This window comes from Pseudomonas sp. 10-1B (genome assembly GCF_000935045.1).
Taxonomy (GTDB): domain Bacteria; phylum Pseudomonadota; class Gammaproteobacteria; order Pseudomonadales; family Pseudomonadaceae; genus Aquipseudomonas.
Map to the genome: position 1 here is coordinate 93,925 of NZ_JYKS01000005.1, position 24,017 is coordinate 117,941.

The following is a 24,017-nucleotide window of genomic DNA, read 5'->3' on the forward strand; positions in this document are numbered from 1 at the left end:
CAGCATCTGTCAGCCCTGATGCGATCCCTGTGGGAGCTGGCTTGCCGGCGATGAGGCCAGCCCAGGCAATACAAGACAATTGCTCCCACAAGGCCCCTGGCCAGGTTCTGTCAATGCCCGGCTAGCGCGCATCGATCAGGGTCATCCACGCACCATAGCGCTCGATACGGATCGGCATGGTCTCTTCCAAGGCTGCCAGGGTGCGCTCGCTGTCATCCAGCGGGAACACACCCTGCACACGCAAATGCCGCACCTGCGGGCTGACGCGGATCAGCCCGGGACGATACGGGCGCAAGGCATCGATGACCGTCGCCAGAGGCTCGTCCAGCACGCTGAGGCGGCCCTCCACCCAATCGGCACGGTAGGCCTGGCCGGCAGCCAGCGGCTCGATGCGTCTCGCGTGCAGCAACGCCGCCTGCCCCTGCGCCAGGTCCAGTTCGGCGCCGCTGGGCAGCGAAGCGCGCACGGCATGCTCCAGCACCACCACACGGGTGGCATCCGCCAGTTGCTCGACCAGAAAACGCGTACCCAGGGCACGGACATCACCTTGGTCGCTGCGCACGATGAACGGCCGCGTCGGGTCCGCAGCCACCTGCACCACCAGCCCTCCCCTGTACAGGCGCAGCAGACGCCGCCCGCTAGAGAAATCGACATCCACCGCACTGCCAGCGTTGAGAATCAGCCGGCTGCCATCGGCCAGCGTCAGGCTGCGGCGCTCACCGGTGCCGGTACGCAGGTCGGCAGTCAACGCCCGGCCGCTATCGCTGCGGGCGGCAAACCAGAGGCTGCCGCCCAGCAGGCCTAGCCCGGTCAGCCCACGCAACACATCACGGCGGCCGACTTCCGCTTGCAGCAAGGTATCGCGCAACGCGCCCGGTGCCCGCCGCACAACCTCATAGTGCCGGCCCAGGCCGCGCTGCAGTTGCTCCCAGGCATGGGCGTTGGCCGGGTCCTGCCCCAGCCACTGCTGGAACAGCGCCTGTTGCCGGGCATCGTCGCGCCCGGAGCGCAGGCGCACCATCCACGAGATGGCCTGCTCGGCGGCCGGGCTCAGCGTGTTGCGGCTCATGGCTGCGCCCCGCTCAGGTAGCACTGGCGCAAGGCCTGGGTCATGTAGCGGCCAACCGTGCGCTCGGACACCTCCAGGCGCCGGCCGATTTGCGCGTAGGTCAGGCCATCGAGCTGGCTCATGAGAAAGGCCTTCTTCACCACCAGCGGCAAGCCGGCAAGGCTGCGGTCGATGGCGTGCAGGGCTTCCAGCAACAGGTGGGTTTCTTCCGGCGAGGGCGCCAGCTCCTCGGGCAACAGCATCAGCCGTTCCAGATAGGCCTGTTCCAGACGTCGCCGACGGTGACGGTCGAAGATCAACCGACGGGCGATGGTGGCCAGGTAGGCACGCGGCTGTTCGATGGTCGCCGGGTCGACCCGGGCGGCGAGCAACTGGCAGAACGTCTCGGCAGCCGTGTCCTCGGCATCCGGGCGGTTGCTCAGCTGCCGTTGCACATGCCGCAGCAACCAGCGGTGATGATCGCTGAAAAAGAAACCCAGCTTGCTGGTGTCGGATGCAGGCACAGGATCGACCAGAGGTGAATGAGAATTTGTCGCATCTTATAGGCCAGGCGCGGGAAGCGCCATAGCCAACTGGATCGTGTATCAGGCTAGAGAGCGCCGAGGACTGCACAGCGGCCCCGACTCCAGCATCTAAGCTATGACTGAGCCCCCTCCCCCGAGCGCCCGTACCATGCCGGAAACTCCCCGCTTCGACTGGAAACGCTGGCTACCCGGCCTGGTCACCCTGCTTCACTATCAACCCGCCTGGCTAGCCAAGGACATCGCCGCTGGCCTGGTGCTAACCACCATGCTGGTACCGGTGGGCATCGCCTACGCTGAAGCCTCTGGCGTACCCGGCATCTACGGCCTGTACGCCACCATCATTCCGCTGCTGGCCTACGCCCTGTTCGGCCCCAGCCGTATCCTGGTGCTGGGCCCGGACTCGGCGCTGGCCGCGCCGATCCTGGCGGTGGTGGTGCAATACGCCGCCAGCGACCCACAACGGGCGATCGCCATCGCCAGCATGATGGCCCTGGTCGCCGGAGCGTTCTGCATGATCGCGGGGTTGCTGCGCCTGGGCTTCATCACCGAACTGCTGTCCAAGCCGATCCGCTATGGCTACATGAATGGCATCGCCTTGACGGTGCTGATCAGCCAGTTGCCCAAACTGTTCGGCCTGTCCGGCGATAGCCAGGGCCCGCTGCGGGATATCTGGAACCTGGGCCAGGCGTTGCTCGCCGGCCAAGGCCATTGGCCAAGCTTTCTGGTCGGTGGCGGCAGCCTGGCGCTGATTCTGCTGCTCAAGCCGTTCAAGCGCTTGCCGGGCATCCTCATCGCGGTAGTACTGGCTACGCTGGCGGTAAGCCTGCTGGGCCTCGACCAGCAGGGCGTGAAAGTGCTCGGCGAGCTGCCTCAGGGGCTGCCTAGCCTGGTCTTCCCCTGGGTCAGCGATATCGACCTGGTGGAGGTACTGCTCGGCGGCATCGCGGTGGCGCTGGTATCGTTCGCCGACACCAGTGTGCTGTCGCGCTCCTACGCCGCGCGCCTGAAGATGCGGGTCAACCCCAACCAGGAAATGTTCGGCCTGGGTGTGGCCAACCTGGCCTCGGGGCTGTTCCAGGGCATCCCCATCAGCAGCAGTTCGTCACGCACGCCAGTGGCCGAAGCCGCCGGCTCGCGCACCCAGCTCACCGGCATCATCGGCGCGCTGGCGGTGACTCTATTGCTGCTGGTGGCGCCCAACCTGATGCAGCATCTGCCCAACAGCGCCCTGGCCGCGGTGGTGATCGCCGCAGCACTGGGCCTGTTCGAAATCACCGACCTCAAGCGCATCTTCCGCATGCAGCAATGGGAGTTCTGGTTGTCGTTCACCTGCTTCGTCGGCGTGGCGGTGTTCGGCGCCATTCCCGGCATCTGCATTGCCGTGGTGATTTCGGTGATCGAGTTCCTGTGGGACGGCTGGCGACCGCACCATGCAGTGCTGGGCCGGGCGGATGGCACACGTGGCTACCATGATGTGCAACGCTACCCCCATGCCCGGCGCATTCCAGGGTTGGTGCTGCTGCGTTGGGACGCGCCGCTGTTCTTCGCCAATGCCGAGCAGTTCCAGGCCACGGTGATGGCGGCGGTGGATGCATCGCCGACACCAGTGCAGCGGCTGGTGATCGCGGCGGAGCCGGTGACCAGCATCGACATCACCTCGGCGGACATGCTGGCCGAGCTGGACCGTGCGCTGGAGGCGCGGGGGGTGGAGTTGCAGTTTGCCGAGATGAAGGACCCAGTGAAGGACAAGATGCGGCAGTTCGAGTTGTTCGAGCATATGGGGGAAAACGCGTTTCATCCCACCGTCGGTGCAGCGGTGGATGCCTACCTGGAAGAGAGCGGGGTTGACTGGAAGCCTTAGGTTTCCTGTGGCGGCCTCTCCGCGGGCACGCCCGCTCCCACAGGTTTGGCGCTGAACTGTAAAAACGCGCGGTCCCTGTGGGAGCGGGCGTGCCCGCGAAGAGGCCGGCACAGAATACTAGGCAGCCCGAGCCCGGCGCCGGTCGATCCAGATCAGCATGGCGCTGGCATACACCGACACCACCAGAAACAGCGCCATGCGCACGGCAAAGGCACGGTACACATCCTGCCCGCCGGCACTGTCCTGCACCGACTGCCCCAGCAGGATCAACATGGTCGTCAGGCAACTGACCCAGTAGGCCGGGCTCTGCCGGTTCGGCACCGCCTGGTACAACCGCCGCGCCTGCCACAAGACGAACAGCAGCACCCACAGGAAAAACATCCACAGGTGCACGAACAGGCCGAGCGCCCCCCACATCAGTATCGCCAGCAACCCGGCCAGCAAGGTCGAGCCGATCAGCTCGCGGCTGGCATGCCGCGCGTGGGTCTCACCGGCCTGCTGCCCCAGGCTCACCGCTTTCATGATCAGCGGCATGTACTGGTCCGGGGCGATCAGCGCCAGCAGAAACGCCGGCATGACGATCAGCGTGGCACGTAGCGCCACCCAACTGACATGCTCGCTGCCAAGCAGCGGCGGTACCGGTTGTAACGGCGCGTTGGCCGGTTCGGGAAACAGCGCATGCGCCACTGCCGTACCCAGCACCGCCACTAGCATGCCTTTGGCCAGCGCTTCGACTACCGACAACGCCAGGGTGAAGTCACTGCTGCCGGCAGCGGCGATCATGGTCAGGCCGATCACCAGCAGGTTGGCCAGCAGGCCGTTGCCGCCCTGCAACGCATAGCGCAAGGTCAGGAAAACCCCGACGCCCACTAGCAACACGCCACTCACCGGGGCATGCCGCAGCAGCGGAATCAGCAGCAGCCCACTGCCGCAAGCGAGCAGCACCAGCACCGCCAAGGCCGGTGCCGCACGCAGGGGCAATGGCTGACTGCGCATGGCCAGCAACAGTACCGCGAACACCGGTGCCAGGATCGGCACCGGCAGGCCCATGCCAAAACTCACCGCCAGGCACAACGCCACACCCCAGGCCAGGCGCAGGGCACGCAGGCGGCGTAACTCAATAGGCATACGACAGCCAGCTCATCAGCCACATGAACGACCGGCCCAGCAGGTTCAGCGGGTTGCCTTCGCTGGGCAAGGCCATGACCTCGGCCTGGCCGCCGACCCGCAACCCGGTCTTATCCTGCAACTGGTCACGCTCCAGCTCGACGATCACCGGGAAGCGCTGCGCCGAGCGCAGCCATTCGCGGCTGTTCTGCACGCTCGGCAGCGTACCCGGCGGGGTGCCCTGGCCCACGCTCACCCCGTAGCCGATACTGCGTATGCGCCCCTTCAATACCGTGCCGGGCAACGCGTCGAGCACCACCAGCACCGGGGTGTCGGGGCGCAGGCGGCCAAGGTTGTTCTCGGTCATGTCGGCACTTACCCACACGTCATGGATGGCGATCAGGGTCATCATCGGGCTGCCGGCCGCGACATAGTGGCCAACGTCGGTGCGCAGGTCAGTGATCAGCCCGTTCGCGTCCGCGCGCACCACAGTGCGGGCCAGGTCCAGGCGGGCCTTTTCCACATTGGCCGCCGCGCTGCGCAACTGAGCGTTGTCGTCCTGCGCCCCGCCCTGCTGCTCACGGGCTCGCTCCACCTCGGCGCGGGCCGCCGCCACCTGGCTGACGGCCTGGTCGCGGGTGGCCTGGGCGCCTTCCAGGCGACGCACCGATACTGTCCCCGGGTCTTCATCGATCAGGCGCTTGAGCCGCTCAGCATCCTGCCGCGCCTTACGCTCGTTGGCCTGGGCCGCCACCAGCCCCGCCTGGGCCGAGTCGATGCCAGCGGTGTGGGCGCCGATCTGCCGGCGTACCGTGTCCAGGTCGGCCTCGGCACGGGCCAGGGCGATGCGGTATTGCTCCTGGTCCAGTTCGAACAGCACATCGCCCTGGCGCACCTCCTGGTTGTTGCCCACCGCCACGCGCTTCACCTGCCCGGCTACCTCGGCGCTCACTGGCACCACATAGGCCTGCAGGCGAGCCTGCTGGGTGTAGGGCGTGAAGCGGTCGGCCAGCAGGTACCAGAGCAAGCTCACGGCAATCAGCAGCAGCACCCAGCGCATGCCGCGATCAGGGACTGGCGGGGGCGGCGTTGGTGCAGCGTCGCTCATTTCATTTCACCTTGTGCTTGTGCGCCGGGGGCTGGCGCGTCGAGCAGGTCGCCCCAGTCGGTCCGTCGCTGCATCTGCTGGCGGGTGGCCGGGTCGATCGCGGGGCGGCTGGCATCCCAGCCGCCACCCAGGGCCTTGTACAAAGTCACCAGGCTGCTGACGGCATTGCCGCGGCTGACCAGGTAACCGTCCTGTTGCTGCAACAGCAGTTGCTGGGCGTCGAGCACACGCTGGAAGTCGGCGAAGCCTTCGCGATACTGCGAGCTGGCCAGGTTCAGCGAGCGCTGTGCAGCCTGCGAGGCCTGGTCGCGGATGCTCGCGCTCTGCAGCGAGCGCACCAGCCCGCTGGCAGCATCGTCGGCTTCGCGGGCGGCTTCGCGCACGCTCTGGTGATACAACTCGATCAGTTGCTGCAAGCGGGCATCCTCCACGCGCACGGCGTTTTTGCGCCGGCCATGGTCGAACGGGCTCCAGATCAGGCTCGGCCCGGCGGCGATATCGAAGGTATCGGGCAGGTGGCTGGCCGAGACGAAGCTCCAGCCGATGCTGCCCAGCAGGCTCAGCTGTGGATAAAGATCGGCCTCGGCCACCCCGACCAGCGCCGACTGCGCCGCCACCGCCTGTTCGGCGGCGCGGATATCCGGGCGGCGTTGCAGCAGGCTGGCGGGTACCTCCTGCAGCACTGCCCGATCGGGCAACGGCAGTTGGCCATGGCGTGCGTCCAGCTGCGGCAGCGGCCCGGGCGGCCGGCCCAGCAACGAGCACAACACGTTGCGCAGGGCATTGAGCTGGTTCTGGAACTCGGGGATGGTGGCCTGGGTGGCCAGGTACTGGGTACGTGCCTGTTGCCAGTCGAGTTCGTCGTTCTCGCCATGACGGAACAGCCGTTCGGTAATCTCCAGGCTGCGGGCCTGGCGGCGGGCGTTTTCCTCGGCGATAGCCAGCCGCGCCTCGGCGGTGCGCAGGGCAAAGTAGGTGTCGGCGACCTGGGCACGCAACAGCAGCATGGCATCGGCGTAATTGGCCTGGGAGGCGAAGTAAACGGCATCGGCCGACTCGATGGCACGGCTGAAGCGCCCCCAGAAGTCCACTTCCCAGCCGATGTCGAAACCCACACTGGACTGCCAGAACACCGAGTCGCGGGCGCTGGCAGTGCCAGACTGGTCCTGCTTCAGGTACAGGCTTTGGGCGCGGATCTGCTGCAGTTGTGGATAACGCCCGGTCTGCACGATGGCCAGCTGGGCACGGGCTTCGGCGATGCGCAGGCCGGCCACGCGCAGGTTGGTGTTGTTGGCGTCGGCCTCGACGATCAAGGCATCCAGGGTCGGGTCGGCGAACACGGCCCACCACTGGCGCAGGTCGGGCGCCGCGGCATGCTGCCCCGCCTGTTCCAGCAACGGCGTGCTCCAGGTGCTCAGCCATGGGGCCTGCGGCGGCTGAAAGTCCGGGCCGACCTGGGTACAGCCGGCCAATGTGACAGCCAGGCTCAATACATGGCCACAGGCGCGTCCAGGCATGGCAGGCTTTGGCTCAGGCTGCCGGCTCGACGGGGTTCTCCGGCACCTGCAACGCCACCCACTGCCAGAACAGTACGTAAGTGACAGCAAGGATCACCGGGCCGAGGAACAGGCCGATGATGCCTTTGACCACCATGCCGCCCAGCGCCCCGATCAGCACCACCGGCATTGGCACGTCCACCCCACGCCCCAGCAGCAGCGGTTTGAGCACGTTGTCGACAAGCCCGGCGACAAAGGTGTAGATGGCGAATACGATGGTCGCCACGGTGAAGCCTTCGGCGTTGAACACATAGATGATCACCGGCACCGTGACCAATGTGGCAGGGGCCTGGGCAATCCCCAGCATGAGGACGACGATGGCCAGCATCCCGGCCCCTGGTACCCCCTTGATCACGAAGCCGACACCGATCAGCAGCATCTGGATGAAGGCAATGCCGATCACGCCCTGGGCCACCGCACGGATGGTGGCAGTGCACAGCTTGGCCAGCGGCTTGCCCCGCTCCTCGCCCGAAACCCGCATGGCGATGCGCTGCGCCGCGATTTCGCCGCGTGCACCGAAGGCCATGATCACCCCGGAAATGATGATCGCACCGATGAACAGCAGGAAGGCTGCGCCAGCGCTGGCAGCAGCACCCAGTACCGTGCGCCCGGCGCCCTTGAGCTGGGGCATCCACTGGTTCAGCACGCTGGCCATGTTTTCCGAGGCTGCCAACCAGAGGGCATGCACCTTCGGCCCTATCAGTGGCCAGGCCGCCACCGAGTCAGGAGGTGCCGGCACGCTCCAGGCGCCGCTCTTGAGCAATGTCACCAGGCTGTCCACCGATTCGCCGATGGACATCACCACCAGGTAGATCGGCACCAGCAGCACGACCAGCACCAGTAGCACCACCAGCGTTGCCGCATACCCCTGCTTGAGCCCGGTACGGCGCTGGATGCGGCAGTGCAGCGGGTACAAGGTCACCGCCAGGATCACCGACCACAGCATCAACTCCAGGAACGGCTGGAACGTCTGGAAGGCAAATATCACCAGTGCGGCCACCAGGCCGGCCTTGATGAGTACATCGAGCAAGCCTCGCGACAGGCTGCTGTCCAGCTTGATACCCGGCTGCATGCTGCACCTCCGAACGCTCGATGCGCCGTATGGCGCGATTCATTGACCCGATTCAGGGCTTGCCTGGGTTGGGCTGTCGTCACGCAACTGCCGCGCCAGAGCCATCATTACCAAGGGCACCAGCGCCATCGACAAGGTGATGGCCAGCACCAGCAGATCGTGAACCTGCTGTGTCAGCACCTGATGCTCCAGCGACAGCTTGAACACCACGAAGGCAAACTCGCCGCCAGATGCCAGCACCACGCCCAGGCACAGCGCCTGGGCCTGGTTGAGCCCGCCGGCCGTGCGCCCCAGGCCATACAGCAGCGGCAGCTTGATGACGACCAGCAGCAGGGTCAGCCCCAGCACCACCAGCGGCATGCCGAACAACAGGCGCAGGTCGGCGCTCATCCCGACACCGACAAAGAACAGCCCCAGCAACAGCCCTTTGAGCGGTTCGATCTGGGTTTCCAGTTCATGCCGAAAGGGCGACTCGGCCATCAGCACACCGGCAAGAAAGGCCCCCAAGGCCATCGACACGCCCACATGCTCCATCACCCAGGCGGTACCAAGCACCACCAGCAAGGCAGTAGCGGTCGACAGCTCCGGCAAGCCCGAACCGACCGTCCATTTGAACACCGGGGTCAGCAGATAGCGGCCAAAGACAATCAACCCAGCAACGCCGACAGCCACCGCCAGCAGTGGCCAGGCACCTTCGTCAGCGGTGCTGACATCGCCGCCGAGCAGGGGCACCACGGCGATCAATGGAATGGCAGCAATGTCCTGGAACAACAGGCGGCCGTGTGGCTTGCCCAGGTCCTTGCGCTCGGCCAGTACCTGCAAACCAAAAGCCGTCGATGACAACGCCAGCCCCAGGCCCAGCACGATCGCCGCCGCCTTCGGCTGGCCGAACAGGAAATACGCCAGCAGGCCCAACACCACCGCCGTCAGCCCCACCTGCAACGACCCGACGCCAAACAGCGCCCGGCGCATGGTCCACAGACGCTGCGGCGACAGCTCCAGGCCGATGACGAACAACAGCATGACGACGCCCATTTCCGACAGCCGCGCCACGTTGTCCGGGTTGTCGAGCAGGCCGAGCACAGAGGGGCCGATCAGGATGCCGGCCAGCAGGTAGCCCGGCACCGCCCCCATTTTCAACCGCTGCGCCAGCGGTACCAGAAGCACCACAGCCAGCAGGAACACCACCGTCGCCTGCAACAAGCTGCCGTCATGTGGCATAGGTTCGCACCCTCGCGACTCCCCGCAGGGAGGGGATCAGAAACGCTCTTCGACGACCTTGAACGGGTAGGCCACGGCCCGGTACTTGCCGATCTTGCCGCGCTTGGGCAACTTCACTACCTCGTCGCGGGTGATGTCCTTGTAGGGAATGCGCGTCAGCAGGTGGCTGATGATGTTCAGCCGGGCACGGCGCTTGTCGTCGGAGTGGGCCATGAACCACGGTGCCCAGGACGAATCGGAGGCGGCGAACATATCGTCGCGGGCCTTGGTGTAGTCATCCCAGCGGGTATACGACTTGAGGTCCATCGGCGACAGCTTCCACAGCTTGCGGCCATCGTTGATGCGGTCCTGCAGGCGGCGGGTTTGCTCTTCGGCGCTGACCTCCAGCCAGTACTTGATGACGATGATCCCCGACTCGACCATCATCTTTTCGAACAGCGGTATCACCGCGAGGAACTTAGTGGCCTGTTCCTCGGTGCAAAAGCCCATCACCCGTTCGACGCCAGCGCGGTTGTACCAGCTGCGGTCGAAGATCACCACCTCGCCCGCAGCGGGAAGGTGAGTCAGGTAGCGTTGCGCGTACATCTGGGTCTTTTCCCGCTCGGTCGGTGCCGGTAGCGCCACCACGCGGAACACCCGTGGGCTGACCCGTTCGGTAATGGCCTTGATGGTCCCGCCCTTGCCAGCGCCATCGCGGCCTTCGAAGACGATGCATACCTTCAGGCCCTTGGCCACCACCCATTCCTGCAGCTTCACCAACTCTACATGCAGCTGCTTGAGCGCCTTTTCATAGGCCTTGCCGCCCAGCTTTTCCGGCTGGTCGTTGGGGTCCTTCTTCCTGGACGACTTCGACATGGCACTCTCCCGAGGGCAAATGAAGAGTCAGTATGGTCGATCCATGGCGGTTTGCCGTTTCGCTTGTCATTCCCACAGTAAGCAAGGATGAGCGGTGGCAGGGGCGATGGGGCCGCAACGCGGCCCCTGCAATGCTTAGCCAAGCACCTTCCCAGCCACCTCATCGACCGCCGTCTTGGTAATGGCCACGATCTGCTCGGCATCCTCCTGGGTCAGCACCAACGGCGGGGCAAAGCCGAGAATGTCGCCATGTGGCATGGCCCGCGCGACCATCCCGCGCTCAAGGCACGCGGCCGACACCTGCGGCCCGACTTTCAGCGCCGGGTCGAACGCCGTGCGCGTCTCACGATCGGCCATGAACTCGACTGCGCAAAGCATGCCGTCACCGCGCACTTCACCTACCAGCGGGTGGCCCTCGAAGGTCTCGCGCATGCGCCGGTTGAGATACGCCCCCACCACTTCGGCATTCTCGGTCAGGTTCTCGCGCTCGAGAATATCCAGGTTGGCCAGCGCCGCCGCCGCGCAGATCGGGTGCCCTGAGTAGGTCCAGCCGTGGCCCATGGGGCCGGCCTTCTGCGAGCCCTCATCGATCACGTTCCATACCTTCTCGCCGACGATCACCGCCGACAGCGGCGCATAAGCGCTGGTCAGGCCCTTGGCCGTGGTGATCAGGTCGGGACGGATGTCGTAACGCTGGCTGCCCATCTTCGAACCCAGGCGGCCGAAGGCGCAGACCACTTCGTCTGCGATCAGCAGCACGTCATAGCGATTGAGCACGGCCTGGATCGCCTTCCAGTAGCCCTTGGGCGGCACGATGATGCCGCCGGTGCCCATCAGCGGTTCACCGATGAATGCGGCGACCGTGTCGGGTCCTTCGGCGAGGATCAGTTGCTCCAACTCATCGGCGCAATACTGCACGAAGGCCTGTTCGTCCATGCCGGCCGGTGCCTTGCGGTACCAATGCGGGCAGACGGTGTGCTTGACGCCTTCCACCGGCAGGTCGAAATGCTGGTGGAAGCTGGGCAGGCCGGTAAGGCTGCCGGTCATGATGCCCGAACCGTGGTAGCCGCGGTCGCGGGAGATGATCTTCTTCTTGCTTGGGCGACCGAGGATGTTGTTGTAGTAGCGCACCAGCTTGACCTGGGTCTCGTTGGCGTCGGAACCCGACAGGCCGTAATAGACCTTTTTCATGCCCGCCGGCGCCCAATCGATGATGCGGCTGGAAAGCTCGATGATCGCCTCGGTCGAGTGGCCGACGTAGGTGTGGTAGTACGCCAGCTCCTTGGCCTGGCGATGGATGGCATCGGCGACCTCGGTACGCCCGTAGCCGATGTTCACGCAGTACAGGCCGGCGAAGGCGTCGATCAGTTCGCGGCCTTCATGGTCACGCAGGCGGATGCCCTCGGCCCCAGTGATGATCCGGCCCTTGAGCGCGCCGCTGGCGTGGTCATGGGCGTGGGTCGAGGGGTGCATGAAGTGGGCGCGGTCCTGTTCGAACAGCTGGCTGAAATCTTGGCTCATGGCAAACACTCCTTAGAACTGACCTTGGTGGTGCAGGCAAACGTATTTGGTTTCGACGAAGGGCTCGAAGCCCTCGCTGCCGCCTTCGCGGCCCAGGCCCGAGGCCTTCATGCCGCCGAACGGGATTGGGTGACCGGTGAACTTGACGCCGTTGATCGCCACCATCGCGTGGTCGAGCCGGCGCACCAGCGGGTGCACGACATCGAGGCGATTGCCGACGATGTAGGCGGCCAGGCCGTATTCGGTGTCGTTGGCCATGGCGATGGCCTGCTCCAGCGTGTCGAACGGCATGACCCCGGCGATCGGTGCGAAGTTTTCTTCCTGGTAGATGCGCATCGCCGGGGTGACATCGGCCAGCACCGTCGGCTGGAAGAACCAGCCCCCCAGGGCATGCCCTTCGCCGCCGACCAGGCGCCGGGCACCCTGCAGCAGGGCATCCTCGACCCGGGCCTGGGTAGCATCGAAGGCGGCCTGGTGCATCAGCGGGCCGATCTCTGCCGCCGTTTCCTCGCCATCGACCATGGCCGGGCCAACCTTGAGCGCCCGCACCGCCTCGGCGAAACGCGCTAGGAAAGCCTCGTACAACGGCCGCTGCACCATGATCCGGTTGGCCGCACAGCAGTCCTGGCCGGAGGTCTGGAACTTGGCCGCCACGGCAACCCGCACGGCCAGTTCGAGATCGGCATCGGCGCAGACGATGAACGGCGCATTGCCGCCCAGCTCCAGGGCCACTTTCTTCACATCCTGCGCCGCGGCCTGCAACACCAGCTTGCCGACCCGAGTCGAGCCGGTGAAGCTGACCGCCCGCACACGGCTGTCGCGCACCAGGGTTTCCATGGTCATCTGTGGCTCGCCGATCACCACGTTGAACACCCCCGGCGGGAAGCCGGCATCCTCTGCCAGCTGCGCCAGGGCTAACGCCGAGAATGGCGTTTCATGGGCCGGCTTGACCACCACTGTGCAACCAGCGGCCAACGCTGCAGCCGCCTTGCGGGTGATCATGGCGCTGGGGAAGTTCCACGGGGTGAGCAGCGCGCAGACGCCGACAGGCTCCTTCAGCGTGCTCAGTTGGGCACCTGGAATATGGCTGGGAATGGTCTGCCCGTGCAGGCGCCGGGCCTCCTCGGCGAACCAGGGGATGAAGCTCGCCGCATAGGCGATTTCACCGCGCGCTTCGGCCAACGGCTTGCCTTGCTCCTCGCTGAGAATGCGCGCCAAGGACTCCTGATGCTCGAGCATCAATTCGGCCCAGCGCCGCAGCAAGGCAGCGCGGCTGTCCAGGCTCTGCTGACGCCAGGCCGGGAAAGCCCGCTGGGCCGCATCCACGGCGGCGACGATCTGCTCGTGGTCGAGCAGCGGCACATGGCCGATGACCTGGCGGCTGGCCGGGTCGTGCACGGCGATGCTGTTGCCGCTGTGGCTGTGCAGCCATTGGCCGTCGACGTGGCACAGGCTATTGAATGGGTAGTGGTGTGACATGACTGTTCTCCATACCTCGTTATCGTGGTAGCGCGCTAGGCCAGTACGTCGGCGATCACCGCCAGGGTGTCGCCGCACTGCACCAGCCCGGGAAAGTGCCGGGCGGCGAGCAGGCCGCTGCGGCGGGCGCGGTATTCGACCGGGGCGCTGCCAGTGCGGCGGACGTCATGGATACGGGCGATCACTTCGCCCTGGCTGACCGTTTCGCCCAGGTCGCGGCACATCTCCAGCAAACCGTCATGCTCGCTGGCGATGAAACAATCGCCATCGGGCATGTCCAGCAGGGTGGTCTCGCCCTGCTCCATTTCGCCGGCGAGGATGCCGGCGTGTATCAGCAGGTTGCGCACGCCGCGCTCGGCCAGGGCTACGCTTTTGGCCGTGGAGGTGCCGCCACCGCCCAGCTCGGTGGTGACGAACACCTTGCCCTGCTCTTCTGCGGCGGTGTCGTACATCGCCTGCGCATCGAGTTCGAGCATGCGCATGCTGTAGGGCGCGGCAAAGGCCTGCATGCCGGCTTCGCAGCGCGCCTGCTGGCCCTTGTCGGGCAGCACGTGGCAGGCGGCGAACGGCAGGAAGTCGAGGGTGCGACCACCTGAATGAATGTCCAGGACGATATCGGCCAGCGGCAGCAAGGTACGGCGGAAATAGTCGGCGATCTTTTCCGTCACGCTGCCATCGGGGCGCCCGGGGAAGCTGCGGTTGAGGTTGCCCTGGTCGATCGGCGAAGTGCGGGTGCCGGCATGGAACGCCGGTGTGTTCATGAACGGTACGATGATCACCCGCCCGCTCACCTGCTCGGCCTGCAGCTGCTGGGCCAGCTTGCTCAGCGCCACCGGGCCTTCGTATTCGTCACCGTGGTTGCCGCCAGTGAGCAAGGCGGTCGGACCAGTGCCGTGCTTGACCACGGTCAGCGGGATCATCACCGCCCCCCAGGCCGAGTCGTCACGCGAGTACGGCAGCTTGAGGAAGCCGTGCTGCACGCCGTCCCGCTCGAAATCCAGGGTGCAGCTGATCGGGTTGGCCACCGCGGCGGCGGCCTGTGCGATTGCATTCATGGGTCAGTCCTTCACGAACAGCTGGCGCGGCACGTTGCACAGGGTCTCGACCCCGGTCTCGGTGATGAGGATGCTTTCGGTGATCTCCAGGCCCCAGTCGTCCATCCACAGCCCCGGCATGAAGTGGAAGGTCATGCCCGGCTGCAGCACGCTGGTGTCGCTCGGGCGCAGGCTCATGGTGCGCTCGCCCCAGTCTGGCGGGTAGCTGATGCCGATCGGGTAGCCGCAGCGGCTGTCCTTGTGGATGCCGAATTTCTCCAGCACGCGGAAGAACGCCCGGGCGATGTCACCGGTGGTGTTGCCTGGGCGTGCGGCATCGAGGCCAGCAGCGATGCCCTCGACCACGGCCTTTTCACCGTCGAGGAAGTGCTGCGGCGGCTTGCCCAGGTACACGGTGCGCGACAGCGGGCAGTGGTAGCGTTTGTAGCACCCGGCGATCTCGAAGAAGGTGCCGGCCCCGCGGGTGAACGGCGAGTCATCCCAGGTCAGGTGTGGCGCGCTGGCGTCGGCACCGGTCGGCAACAGTGGCACGATGGCCGGGTAGTCGCCGCCATGGCCGTCGACACCAAGGATGCCGCTGCGGTAGATCTCGGCCACCAGCTCGTTCTTGCGCATGCCCGGCTCGATGCGTTCGAGGATGCACCCATGCATCTGTTCGACGATACGTGCGGCGATGCGCATGTAGTCGATTTCCTGCGGCGACTTGACCGCCCGCTGCCAGTTGACCAGCCCGGCGGCATCGCTGAAGCGCGCCTGTGGCAGGTGCTTGCACAATGCCTGGTAGGCCGCGGCGCTGAAGTAGTAGTTGTCCATCTCCACGCCGATGCTCAGGCTGCCCCAGCCCTTGGCCAGGATCACTTCCTGGCACAGGTAGTCCATGGGGTGGCGTTCGCGCGACTGCACGTAGATGTCCGGGTAGCCGACGATGTTGTCGTGCTGCATGAACACCGTGCGTTTGGCACCGTTGGCATCCTGGCCGCGGCCGAACCAGATCGGCTCGCCATCGAGCGCCAGCAGCACGCACTGGTGCACGTAGAACGACCAGCCGTCATAACCGGTGAGCCAGGCCATGTTCGATGGATCGGTAACCAGCAACAGCTCCAGCCCCTGCGCCTGCATGGCGGCGCGGGTCTTGGCCAGGCGCTGGGCGTATTCCTGCCGGCTGAACGGCAGGTTGACCACTGTCTGTGACATACGGATGCCCTTCTTGTGAGTGGGTTGCGAAAGTTTCAGCTGAGAAATGCCAGGCCTTTGTTGGCGGCGACTGCGCGTTCGAAGGCGAGGTTGGCGATGGCGGTATCCTGGGCCCCGGTGCCGGTCAGGTCGCACAGGGTGACCTGCTGGTCACTGACGCGGCCCGGCCGTTGCCCGGCGATGATCTGGCCCAACTCGGAAAACTCGGCCTGGTCGCTGACCGCACCGGCGCGCAAGGCGTGGTGCAGCTCGCCCAGCACGCGGGTCTGGCTGAGGCGGTCGGCCACGTAACGATCGACCTGGGCCAGGGCCTTGGGCGCGATCTCGTTCTTGTGCTCGGCGTCCGAGCCCATCGCGGTGATATGCAGGCCAGGGTGCAGGTGATGCGGCTGGATCAGCGGCTCGCGGCTGGGCGTGCAGGTGATGGCGATGTCCACTGCCTGCATGGCTTGGTCGACACTGTCGCAGGCTTGCACCTGCAAATGGCCGTCGCGTCCAAGTTCATCACACAGCGCAGCGGTTTTTTCTGCGTCGCGGCCCCAGACCTTGACCTGTTCGATCGGCCGCACCAGGCGCAGCGCCTGCAATTGCAGGCGTGCCTGCTCGCCACTGCCGATCAGCGCCACGCTGCGGCTGTCCTGGCGCGCAAGCCAACGGGCGGCCACTGCGCCGGCCGCGGCCGTGCGCACGGCAGTGAGGTAGCCGTTGTCGAGGAGCAAGGCATCGAGCAGGCCGGTGCGTGCCGACAACAGCATCATCATGCCGTTGAGGCTGGGCAAGCCAAGCTTGGGGTTGTCGAAAAAGCCTGGGCTGACCTTGATCGCGAATCGTTCCAGCCCCGGCAGGTAGGCGGTTTTCACGTCCACTTCGCCGTTGTGTTCGGGCACGTCCAGGCGCAGGATCGGCGGCATCGCCACCTTGGCCGTGGCCAGCAGGGCAAAGGCCCGTTCGATGGCATCGAGCGCATCGCGGTCGAGGGTGATGCAGCTACGCAGGTCGGCTTCGCTGAGCAAGGTGATGGCCGGCATTCGAATACCTCCAATGAAGGGAACGTGAAGTCTCAGGCGTCGCCGCCGTTGATGACGCGCTGGTGCTGTGCGCTGTCGACGTTGCGCCCGCTGACCACCACCACCAGCGGACCACGGGCCGCCACCAGGCCGTCGAGCAGTGCGGCGATGCCAACCGCGCCGGCGCCTTCGAGCACCAGCCGTTCGTGCTGGTAGGCGTGGCGCATGCCGTTGGCGATCGACGCTTCCGGCAGCAGGTGGAGTTGGTCGAGCAAGCGTTGAGTCATGCTCAGGGTGTACTGGTTACCCAGGCCGATGCCGCCGCCGAGCGAGTCGGCCAGGGTTGGCAGCTCCTCGACCTCGACCGGGCTGCCGGCTTGCAGGCTGGCGTGCATCGCCGCGCCGCGCTGCATGCTGATGCCATGGGTGGTGATCGCCGGGTTGATGCTTTTCAGCGCCAGCGCCACGCCGGCGAACAGGCCGCCACCGGAGAGCGGGATCAGCACCTGCTCCACCTCGGGCAACTGCTCGATGATTTCCAGGCCCAGGGTGCCTTGGCCGGCGATGACCAAGGGGTGGTCGAAGGGCGGAATCAAGGCGGCGCCGTGTTCGTCGGCATGCTGTTGTGCGGCCTGCTGGGCATCGTCCTGGGACTGGCCGACGATGCACACTTCGGCGCCCAGGTCGCGGATGGCCTGGACCTTGTTGGCCGGCACCAGTTGCGAAAGGAACACGGTCGCCTTCACACCCAGTTGCGCAGCGGCGTGGGCCACCGCCCGGCCGTGGTTGCCCGTAGAGGCGGTGACCACGCCACGCGAGCGGTGCTCGGGGCCGAGTGCGGCAATGGCATTGCTGGCACCGCGCAGCTTGAAGCTACCGGTGGTCTGCAGGGCTTCGAGCTTCAGGTAGACCGGCACGCCCAGGTGCCGCGACAGGCTGGGTGAAAGCTCCAGCGGTGTGCTGCGCACGAGGCCGTGGATACGCTGGCGGGCGAGGTAGAGATCGTGAAGCGAGAGCGCTGACATGACCGGGACCCAACAAGTGAACTGATGTTGGGCGGAGTGTATGAGGCGAAAATTGTCGTGATGAATGTACTAGGGCAATTTGCCTGAGAATTTGTTTTTGCCGCTCCCACAGATACGGCGCGAGTCGCAAGCCTGCGCTGTCCCTGTGGGAGATTCTATGGTTTCTGGCAAAGGCATCAGGGTTCCCGGGGCTCGCCACAGGCGCTGCATATCTTGTGTCCAACGCCTGTCAGCCCTGATGCGACCCCTGTGGGAGCGGGCGCGCCCGCGAAGAAGCCAGCGCGATAGATGGCACCGGCCTTGCCGGTGTTCGCGGGCATGCCCGCTCCCACAGGTATGGCGTTAGCCCGAACCCGCGAAGAGGCCGGTACAGGCTGCTCACAGCTCATGGATCTGCGGATACTGCCCGAACAACTCGCGCATATCGCCCAACGCCTGGCGCATCTTCGCCTCGGAACATTCGGCGCCCACGCACAAGCGCACCGCCCGCGGCCGTGGGGTGCCGCGTACCAGAAACGGCTCCGGCGGGGTCACGGCAATTTGCCTGCGACGCAAGGCCCGCACCAGGCTGTCTACCTCCCAGCGTTCGGGAATGTTCAGCCACGCGCCCAATGCATGGGGATGCTGACCGCGAACGTATTCCCCCAGGTATTCCCGCAACAATGCCTGGCGCTCGCCCAACAACGTGCGCTGCAACTCCACCAACTGCATGGCACGCCCATCGTTGATCCAGCGCGAGGCGATTTCCGCCACCAGCGGCGTGGCCATCCAACTGTTCACCCGCAGGATGCTCTCGGTACGCAGCGCCAGGCGCTTGGGCATGGCCAGGTAGCCCACGCGCAGGCCAGTCAGCACCGACTTGGTCATGCTGGTGCAATAGAACGACAGCTCCGGTGCATAGGTACTGAGCGGCGGTGCATGACGGCCACCGAGCAGCGGCCCGTACACGTCATCCTCGATGATGTGCACGCCAAAGCGCCGGGCGATGGCGGCGATCTCCTGCCGGCGGCTGTCGGGCATCAGGCTGACGGTCGGGTTGTTGAGGTTGGGCGTGCACACGAGCGCGGTCACCCGCTCGTTGCTGCAGATGTCCTCGAAATGCTCCGGGTCGATACCCTCGCGGTCCATCTCCAGGCCCTTGAGGGTGAAACCGAGCACCTGTGAGTTACCGATCACACCATGGTCGGTCAGCCCCTCGCAAAGCACCACATCGTCTGGCCCGGCCAGCGAGGCCAAGGCCAGGAAAATGGCGTGGGCGGCGCCATTGGTGACCAGCACATCGTCGCGTTCGACGCGCATGCCCAGGCCGTCGAGCCAGCGCACCGCGGCCTCGCGATGGCTCTCGAAACCGGCGATCGGCCGGTAGGCATGGATCCACGGCTGCTCTTCCTCCACCGCCAGTTCGGCGCAAGTGTCGCGCCAGATACGTTCATGCACCTGGGTGTGCAGGATGCGGGTGATGGAGAAGTCGACCAGGGTGCGCTCGGGCAGGTCGATGATGTCATCCGACACACGGTCGCTCATGCGCCGGCTGACGAAACTGCCACGGCCGATTTCGCAGCGCACCAGGCCTTGCCGCTCCAGTTCCTTGTAGGCATTGGTCACGGTCTGCACACTGATGCCCAGGGCATCGGCCACCTGGCGCTGCGGTGGCAAACGCTGGTCGTGCAGCAGCACACCGCGCTCGATCTCACCGGTGACCACCTGGACCAGAATCTTGTATTTGGATTCGCCGATGCGGGCGGCGTCGAGGGCTGCCTTCCAACTGTGCATCATGATGTTCGCTTCGCTTGCCTTGGCCAGGGCCACAGCATCACCCTAACAAGCTGTCTGGGCAATTGTCCTAGTGCAATGCCATCGCCGTTTCAGCTTTTGTATGCTCCGTCCAAGGTCGACAACCCGCTGCCTGGCAGCCTCGAACAAACGACCGACCCTGCTTTCGCTGTTTTGCTCCACTGCCTCCTAACACAGAGCCGTCGGCGACGGTCTTTATAACAAACAGGAGATTCATTGATGAGCCAGCCTTTCAACGTTCCACGCCCGTTCCAGCGCCTGCTGGTGGCCTGCGCTACCCTCGGCGTGCTTGCCAGCGCCCAGGCCGCCAGCCTGGAGCAGATCAAGGAAACCAGCCGCATCCGCATCGGCTACGCCAACGAAACCCCATTCGCCTTCACCGAAACCGACGGCCGGGTAACCGGGGAGTCGCCGGAAATCGCCAAGGTCATCTTCGAGAAGATGGGCATCAAGCAGGTCGATGGCGTGCTCACCGAGTGGGGCTCGCTGATCCCGGGCTTGCGTGCCGGGCGCTTCGATGTGATTGCCGCCGGCATGTACATCACCCCGGCTCGTTGCAAGCAGGTGATCTTCACCGATCCGCAATACGCCCTGCCCGACACCCTGTTGGTGGCCCAAGGCAACCCGAAGAACCTGCACAGTTACGCCGACATAGCCAAGAACCCCGACGTGAAGCTGGCGATCATGGCTGGTACGGTCAACCTCGCCTATGCCCGCGACTCGGGCGTCACGGATGCGCAGATCCTCCAGGTGCCAGACACCACCGCCCAACTGCAGGCCGTGCGCGCGGGCCGCGCCGATGCCGCCGTGGGCACCCAGCTGACCATGAAGGGCCTGGCCAAGAAAGGCGGTGACAAGGTCGAGGCGATCAGCGACTTCAGCGATGACCCGGCCCACACCGGCTACGGTGCCCTGGCCTTCCGCCCCGAGGACAAAGCCCTGCGCGATGCGGTCAACGCCGAGATGAAGCAGTGGCTGGGTAGCGAGGAACATCTGAAGACTGTCGCACCGTTCGGTTTCGACCGCTCCAACGTGACCGACAAGACCGCCGCCGAGCTCTGTGCCCAGCAGTGAATCGAAGTGGCATGGCGCTTGCCGTGCCATTCCCTGTGTCATCCGATTATGCAGGTCGAACCATGGGTGAATTGATACCGTTGTTACTGCAGGGCGCCTGGATCACCATCCAGGTCACCTTCTTCGGCTCGCTGCTGGCCATCGTCGCCGCGATCCTCGCCGCCCTGGGCCGGCGCTCGTCATGGCGGCCATTGAGCTGGCTGTGCGTGGCCTATATCGAACTGTTCCGGGGCACCTCGTTGCTGGTGCAATTGTTCTGGCTGTTCTTCGTGCTGCCGTTGCCACCGTTCAACCTCGAACTCAGCGCCTACACCGTGGCCATCGTCGGCCTCGGGCTGCATATCGGTGCCTACGGCGCCGAAGTGATGCGCGGGGCGATCAGTTCGGTAGCCAAGGGGCAGTACGAGGCCTGCACCGCGCTGAACATGCCGGCCGCCACCCGCTTCCGGCGGATCATCCTGCCCCAGGCGTTGCTGGCGGCCATCGCTCCCGGTACCAACCTGCTGATCGAACTGCTGAAGAACACCTCGCTGGTGTCGCTGATCACCCTGTCGGACCTGAGCTTCCGCGCCCGCCAGCTGGATCAGGCGACGTTCCAGACCCTGGAGATCTTCAGCCTTACCCTGCTGCTGTACTTCGTCCTGGCGCAGGTCATCAACTTCCTCATGCGCCGGGTCGAACGGCGCCTGAGCCGTGGTCGCCTGCGGGGGAGCCTGTCATGAATGTCTGGGACTGGAACTACGTCGCGCAGATCCTGCCCGACTTGCTGCAGGCGTCACTGAAAACCTTGGGCATCACCTTGGTGGGCTTTCTGATCGCGGTAGTGCTCGGCCTGTTCCTGGCCATCGCCCGGCGCAGCCGCCAGGCCTGGCTGTCGTGGCCGGTGGCGCTGGTGATCGAGTTCATCCGCAGCACGCCGCTGCTGATCCAGGTGTATTTCCTCTACTACGTGCTGCCCAACTACGGGGTCAACATGACCGCCATGCAGGCCGGCATCATCGGTATCGGCCTGCACTATGCCTGCTACCTGGCCGAGGTGTACCGCGGCGGCCTCGACTCGGTGGCGCGCAGCCAGTGGGAAGCGGTGGTCGCCCTGAACTTCGCGCCGTGGACCGCCTATCGAGTGGTCATCCTGCCCCAGGCGATCCGGCCAATCCTGCCGCCGCTGGGCAACTACCTGATCGCCATGCTCAAGGACACCCCGGTGCTGTCGGCCATCACCGTGGTGGAAATCATGCAGCAGGCCAAGAACGTCGGCTCCGAAAGCTTCCGCTACCTGGAGCCGATCACCCTGGTCGGTCTGTTCTTCCTGGCTTTGAGCGTCGCTCTGGCCTACCTCGTTCGGCGCCTTGAAGTGCGCCTGGAGCTCCGCTGATGATTGCGCCTGTGACCCACCTCGCCACTGCCACCACCACCCTGCCGCTGGACACCCGCATGCCCACCCCGGCCATCGCCCAACCCATCGTCAGCTTCAAGGACGTGACCAAACGCTACGGCAACTTTACCGTGCTCGATGGCCTCAACCTCGAGGTCGCACCCGGCGAGAAGGTGGCGATCATCGGCCCCAGCGGCTCGGGCAAGTCGACCTTGCTGCGGGTGCTGATGACGTTGGAAGGCATCGACCAGGGCATGATCGAAGTCGATGGCGAATCGCTCACCCACATGCCTGGGCGCAACGGTGCGCTGGTCGCCGCCAGCGAACGCCATGTACGCAAGGTGCGGGCGAAGATCGGCATGGTGTTCCAGAGCTTCAACCTGTTCCCGCACATGAGCGCTTTGCAGAACGTGATCGAGGCGCCGGTGCAGGTGCTGGGGGTCAAGCCGGCCGAAGCGCGGGAGCGCGCTGCCGAACTGCTGGAAATGGTTGGCCTGGGCAACAAGTTCGAGCATTACCCCTCGCAGTTGTCCGGCGGCCAGCAACAGCGCGTGGCGATTGCCCGGGCGCTGGCGATGCGGCCAAAAGTGATGCTGTTCGACGAAGTGACTTCGGCGCTGGACCCAGAGTTGTGTGGCGAAGTGCTGAATGTGATCCGCCGGCTGGGCAGCGAGCACAACCTGACCATGCTGATGGTGACGCACCAGATGGGCTTTGCCCGGGAGTTCGCTGATCGGGTGTGCTTCTTCTACAAGGGGCAGATCCATGAGCAGGGTACGCCGGCGCAGATCTACGAGAACCCTCAGCAGGAGCGGACCCGGGCGTTCTTGAGCGCAGTGCGGGAGGCGAACTGATCGAGGGGCGCGGTTTCAGTATTCGCGCCACTTGCTGAACGCCCAGCGCCCCGCCAGAACGGTAAAGGTCGCCACCAGCGCCACCAGCCCCCAGAAACCATGGGGGTCGTCCGCCAAGGGCACACCGCCGACGTTCATGCCGAAGAAGCCGGCGATGATGTTGATGGGCAGCGCCAGCACGGTCACTACCGTCAGGGTGAACAGGGTGCGGTTGGTCTGCTCGGTGAGCTTGGCGGCGATTTCTTCCTGCAGCAGCTTGATCCGCTCGCCCAGGGCGGTGAGGTCGCTGATCACCAGGGTGAATTCTTCGGTGGCCGCGCGCAGCTGGCGTATGTCCTGCTCCTGCAGCCACTCGGGCGGCCGGTTGAGCAGGCGCAGCAGCGCGCCCGGCTCCAGCGCCAGCAGGCGCTGCAAGCGCACCAGCACCCGGCGCATGCTGCCCAGCTCGGCGCGGTTGTCGCTCAGGCGCTGGGACAGCATCTGGTCTTCGATGCGGTCGACGCTGGTGGTGGTTTCGCGCACGATCTGGGTCAGCACATCGCCCTGGTCGCGCAGCAGGTGCACCAGCAGTTCGATGGACGAATGGAAGCGCTCGCCATGCTTGACCGAGGAGCGCAGCTTGTCCACCGAATGCAATGGCTGCAAGCGCGCGCTCACCAGCAACTGGCTGCTGGCGCAGGCCCACAGCGTGGAGATGTCCGACGAGACCAGGCCGAAGTTGAACACCACGTCGTTGACCACCGCCAGCAGCGCCGAGTCGGCGTGCTCGATACGGGTCGAGCGCGAGCCTTCGCGCAGGGTTTCGAAGAACGCCTCGGGCAACTGCAAATGCGTGCGCAACCAGCGCTCGCAGGCGGCATGGGCCAGGTTCAGGTGCACCCAGAGAAACTCGTCGGGCTCCAGCGGCTGACCAAGCTTGTGCAGCAACTGCGCCGAGTCGATTTCGCGCCCGGGCTGGCCAGGCTGGAAGGCGAAGGCGTAGAGCAGGCCGAACAGGTCGTGGTCCTGGGGCAGATGCAGTGCGGGATGGCCCATTCGAACTCGCAATGAGGCACGGGGAGATGGCAGAAATGTTGCTGAATATTCGTTGCAGCCAGATGACAGCAAAGGCTGCCGACACCATCCCTGTGGGAGCGGCCTTGCGTCGCGATAGGGCTGCGTAGCAGCCCCAGGTTTTTAGCTTCGCAGCAGAGATTGCTGGGGCCGCTGTGCGGCCCTTTCGCGACGCAAGGCCGCTCCCACAGTGGATACATCCCCGCTGATGCA

The 24,017-nt window shown here is 65.4% G+C and carries 21 protein-coding genes; 5 read left to right on the forward strand and 16 right to left on the reverse strand.

From position 1 onward, the window contains the following. Positions 1–121: 121 nt before the first annotated feature. Together TZ03_RS04155 and TZ03_RS04160 are read right to left on the reverse strand one after the other, a co-directional pair. Complete coding sequence (locus TZ03_RS04155; protein ID WP_051095928.1) at positions 122–1,069, reverse strand: FecR domain-containing protein; 948 nt, start codon at positions 1,067–1,069, stop codon at positions 122–124. Further along, positions 1,066–1,572 carry a sigma-70 family RNA polymerase sigma factor gene (locus TZ03_RS04160; protein ID WP_051095930.1) on the reverse strand — a complete coding sequence of 169 codons (507 nt, stop codon included), beginning with the start codon at positions 1,570–1,572 and terminating at the stop codon, positions 1,066–1,068. Before TZ03_RS04160 ends, TZ03_RS04155 begins: the two co-directional genes overlap by 4 nt. 169 nt (positions 1,573–1,741) lie before the next feature. Between TZ03_RS04160 and TZ03_RS04165 the strand changes: the two genes are divergently transcribed. After that, positions 1,742–3,454 carry a SulP family inorganic anion transporter gene (locus TZ03_RS04165; RefSeq protein WP_051095932.1) on the forward strand — a complete coding sequence of 571 codons (1,713 nt, stop codon included), beginning with the start codon at positions 1,742–1,744 and terminating at the stop codon, positions 3,452–3,454. A 117-nt stretch (positions 3,455–3,571) separates the two neighbouring features. On the opposite strand, the gene TZ03_RS04170 is transcribed toward TZ03_RS04165, so the two are convergent. The 13 genes from TZ03_RS04170 to TZ03_RS04230 form a co-directional block, all read right to left on the reverse strand. Next, on the reverse strand, positions 3,572–4,582 hold the full coding sequence (locus TZ03_RS04170) for a DUF2955 domain-containing protein (protein ID WP_051095935.1): 1,011 nt from the start codon (positions 4,580–4,582) through the stop codon (positions 3,572–3,574). Continuing rightward, entirely contained in the window at positions 4,572–5,669 is a 1,098-nt protein-coding gene (locus TZ03_RS04175; protein ID WP_051095937.1) for an HlyD family secretion protein, read from the reverse strand. Before TZ03_RS04175 ends, TZ03_RS04170 begins: the two co-directional genes overlap by 11 nt. After that, on the reverse strand, positions 5,666–7,186 hold the full coding sequence (locus tag TZ03_RS04180) for an efflux transporter outer membrane subunit (protein WP_051095939.1): 1,521 nt from the start codon (positions 7,184–7,186) through the stop codon (positions 5,666–5,668). Before TZ03_RS04180 ends, TZ03_RS04175 begins: the two co-directional genes overlap by 4 nt. Positions 7,187–7,199: 13 nt before the next feature. Then, entirely contained in the window at positions 7,200–8,297 is a 1,098-nt protein-coding gene (locus TZ03_RS04185; protein ID WP_051095941.1) for an AI-2E family transporter, read from the reverse strand. A gap of 39 nt (positions 8,298–8,336) precedes the next feature. Next, positions 8,337–9,518, reverse strand: a complete 1,182-nt coding sequence (locus TZ03_RS04190; protein ID WP_051095943.1) for a monovalent cation:proton antiporter-2 (CPA2) family protein — start codon at positions 9,516–9,518, stop codon at positions 8,337–8,339. 36 nt (positions 9,519–9,554) lie between these two features. Then, entirely contained in the window at positions 9,555–10,373 is an 819-nt protein-coding gene (gene ppk2, locus TZ03_RS04195) for a polyphosphate kinase 2 (protein ID WP_051095945.1), read from the reverse strand. A gap of 135 nt (positions 10,374–10,508) precedes the next feature. Then, a complete protein-coding gene (locus tag TZ03_RS04200; protein ID WP_051095947.1) occupies positions 10,509–11,894 on the reverse strand; it encodes an aspartate aminotransferase family protein in 1,386 nt (461 codons plus the stop codon). A gap of 12 nt (positions 11,895–11,906) precedes the next feature. Next, positions 11,907–13,373: an NAD-dependent succinate-semialdehyde dehydrogenase gene (locus tag TZ03_RS04205; protein WP_051095949.1), complete on the reverse strand. Its 1,467-nt coding sequence runs from the start codon at positions 13,371–13,373 to the stop codon at positions 11,907–11,909. Between the two features lie 35 nt (positions 13,374–13,408). Then, positions 13,409–14,428, reverse strand: a complete 1,020-nt coding sequence (gene doeB, locus TZ03_RS04210; RefSeq protein WP_051095951.1) for a N(2)-acetyl-L-2,4-diaminobutanoate deacetylase DoeB — start codon at positions 14,426–14,428, stop codon at positions 13,409–13,411. A 3-nt stretch (positions 14,429–14,431) separates the two neighbouring features. Continuing rightward, entirely contained in the window at positions 14,432–15,622 is a 1,191-nt protein-coding gene (doeA, locus tag TZ03_RS04215) for an ectoine hydrolase DoeA (protein WP_051095953.1), read from the reverse strand. Positions 15,623–15,657: 35 nt separating this feature from the next. Beyond that, positions 15,658–16,650 (reverse strand): ectoine utilization protein EutC, encoded by a 993-nt coding sequence (gene eutC, locus TZ03_RS04220; protein WP_051095955.1) that lies wholly within the window; start codon positions 16,648–16,650, stop codon positions 15,658–15,660. Positions 16,651–16,682: 32 nt separating this feature from the next. Continuing rightward, positions 16,683–17,654: a hydroxyectoine utilization dehydratase EutB gene (eutB, locus tag TZ03_RS04225; protein WP_051095957.1), complete on the reverse strand. Its 972-nt coding sequence runs from the start codon at positions 17,652–17,654 to the stop codon at positions 16,683–16,685. 378 nt (positions 17,655–18,032) lie between these two features. Next, positions 18,033–19,427 (reverse strand): PLP-dependent aminotransferase family protein, encoded by a 1,395-nt coding sequence (locus tag TZ03_RS04230; RefSeq protein ID WP_051096124.1) that lies wholly within the window; start codon positions 19,425–19,427, stop codon positions 18,033–18,035. A 240-nt stretch (positions 19,428–19,667) separates the two neighbouring features. Between TZ03_RS04230 and ehuB the strand changes: the two genes are divergently transcribed. The 4 genes from ehuB to ehuA all read left to right on the forward strand — a co-directional run bounded on the left by ehuB (position 19,668) and on the right by ehuA (position 22,751). Beyond that, positions 19,668–20,522 carry an ectoine/hydroxyectoine ABC transporter substrate-binding protein EhuB gene (gene ehuB / locus TZ03_RS04235; protein WP_051095959.1) on the forward strand — a complete coding sequence of 285 codons (855 nt, stop codon included), beginning with the start codon at positions 19,668–19,670 and terminating at the stop codon, positions 20,520–20,522. A 62-nt stretch (positions 20,523–20,584) separates the two neighbouring features. Continuing rightward, on the forward strand, positions 20,585–21,244 hold the full coding sequence (gene ehuC, locus TZ03_RS04240) for an ectoine/hydroxyectoine ABC transporter permease subunit EhuC (RefSeq protein ID WP_051095961.1): 660 nt from the start codon (positions 20,585–20,587) through the stop codon (positions 21,242–21,244). Further along, positions 21,241–21,897 (forward strand): ectoine/hydroxyectoine ABC transporter permease subunit EhuD, encoded by a 657-nt coding sequence (gene ehuD / locus TZ03_RS04245; RefSeq protein WP_051095963.1) that lies wholly within the window; start codon positions 21,241–21,243, stop codon positions 21,895–21,897. Before ehuC ends, ehuD begins: the two co-directional genes overlap by 4 nt. A 59-nt stretch (positions 21,898–21,956) precedes the next feature. Beyond that, complete coding sequence (gene ehuA, locus TZ03_RS04250; RefSeq protein WP_177328434.1) at positions 21,957–22,751, forward strand: ectoine/hydroxyectoine ABC transporter ATP-binding protein EhuA; 795 nt, start codon at positions 21,957–21,959, stop codon at positions 22,749–22,751. Between the two features lie 15 nt (positions 22,752–22,766). Here ehuA and TZ03_RS04255 read toward each other — a convergent pair whose 3' ends face one another. Then, a complete protein-coding gene (locus tag TZ03_RS04255) occupies positions 22,767–23,786 on the reverse strand; it encodes a transporter (RefSeq protein WP_051095965.1) in 1,020 nt (339 codons plus the stop codon). Positions 23,787–24,017 lie beyond the last annotated feature (231 nt).

Excerpts from the sequence above, each read along its gene's own strand:
- TZ03_RS04155 (WP_051095928.1), bottom strand. The coding sequence starts at position 1,069 with ATGAGCCGCAACACGCTGAGCCCGGCCGCCGAGCAGGCCATCTCGTGG.
- TZ03_RS04165 (WP_051095932.1), top strand. The coding sequence starts at position 1,742 with ATGCCGGAAACTCCCCGCTTCGACTGGAAACGCTGGCTACCCGGCCTG.
- TZ03_RS04170 (WP_051095935.1), bottom strand. The coding sequence starts at position 4,582 with ATGCCTATTGAGTTACGCCGCCTGCGTGCCCTGCGCCTGGCCTGGGGT.
- TZ03_RS04175 (WP_051095937.1), bottom strand. The coding sequence starts at position 5,669 with ATGAGCGACGCTGCACCAACGCCGCCCCCGCCAGTCCCTGATCGCGGC.
- TZ03_RS04180 (WP_051095939.1), bottom strand. The coding sequence starts at position 7,186 with ATGCCTGGACGCGCCTGTGGCCATGTATTGAGCCTGGCTGTCACATTG.
- TZ03_RS04185 (WP_051095941.1), bottom strand. The coding sequence starts at position 8,297 with ATGCAGCCGGGTATCAAGCTGGACAGCAGCCTGTCGCGAGGCTTGCTC.
- TZ03_RS04190 (WP_051095943.1), bottom strand. The coding sequence starts at position 9,518 with ATGCCACATGACGGCAGCTTGTTGCAGGCGACGGTGGTGTTCCTGCTG.
- ppk2 (WP_051095945.1), bottom strand. The coding sequence starts at position 10,373 with ATGTCGAAGTCGTCCAGGAAGAAGGACCCCAACGACCAGCCGGAAAAG.
- TZ03_RS04200 (WP_051095947.1), bottom strand. The coding sequence starts at position 11,894 with ATGAGCCAAGATTTCAGCCAGCTGTTCGAACAGGACCGCGCCCACTTC.
- TZ03_RS04205 (WP_051095949.1), bottom strand. The coding sequence starts at position 13,373 with ATGTCACACCACTACCCATTCAATAGCCTGTGCCACGTCGACGGCCAA.
- doeB (WP_051095951.1), bottom strand. The coding sequence starts at position 14,428 with ATGAATGCAATCGCACAGGCCGCCGCCGCGGTGGCCAACCCGATCAGC.
- doeA (WP_051095953.1), bottom strand. The coding sequence starts at position 15,622 with ATGTCACAGACAGTGGTCAACCTGCCGTTCAGCCGGCAGGAATACGCC.
- eutC (WP_051095955.1), bottom strand. The coding sequence starts at position 16,650 with ATGCCGGCCATCACCTTGCTCAGCGAAGCCGACCTGCGTAGCTGCATC.
- eutB (WP_051095957.1), bottom strand. The coding sequence starts at position 17,654 with ATGTCAGCGCTCTCGCTTCACGATCTCTACCTCGCCCGCCAGCGTATC.
- TZ03_RS04230 (WP_051096124.1), bottom strand. The coding sequence starts at position 19,427 with ATGCACAGTTGGAAGGCAGCCCTCGACGCCGCCCGCATCGGCGAATCC.
- ehuB (WP_051095959.1), top strand. The coding sequence starts at position 19,668 with ATGAGCCAGCCTTTCAACGTTCCACGCCCGTTCCAGCGCCTGCTGGTG.
- ehuC (WP_051095961.1), top strand. The coding sequence starts at position 20,585 with ATGGGTGAATTGATACCGTTGTTACTGCAGGGCGCCTGGATCACCATC.
- ehuD (WP_051095963.1), top strand. The coding sequence starts at position 21,241 with ATGAATGTCTGGGACTGGAACTACGTCGCGCAGATCCTGCCCGACTTG.
- ehuA (WP_177328434.1), top strand. The coding sequence starts at position 21,957 with ATGCCCACCCCGGCCATCGCCCAACCCATCGTCAGCTTCAAGGACGTG.
- TZ03_RS04255 (WP_051095965.1), bottom strand. The coding sequence starts at position 23,786 with ATGGGCCATCCCGCACTGCATCTGCCCCAGGACCACGACCTGTTCGGC.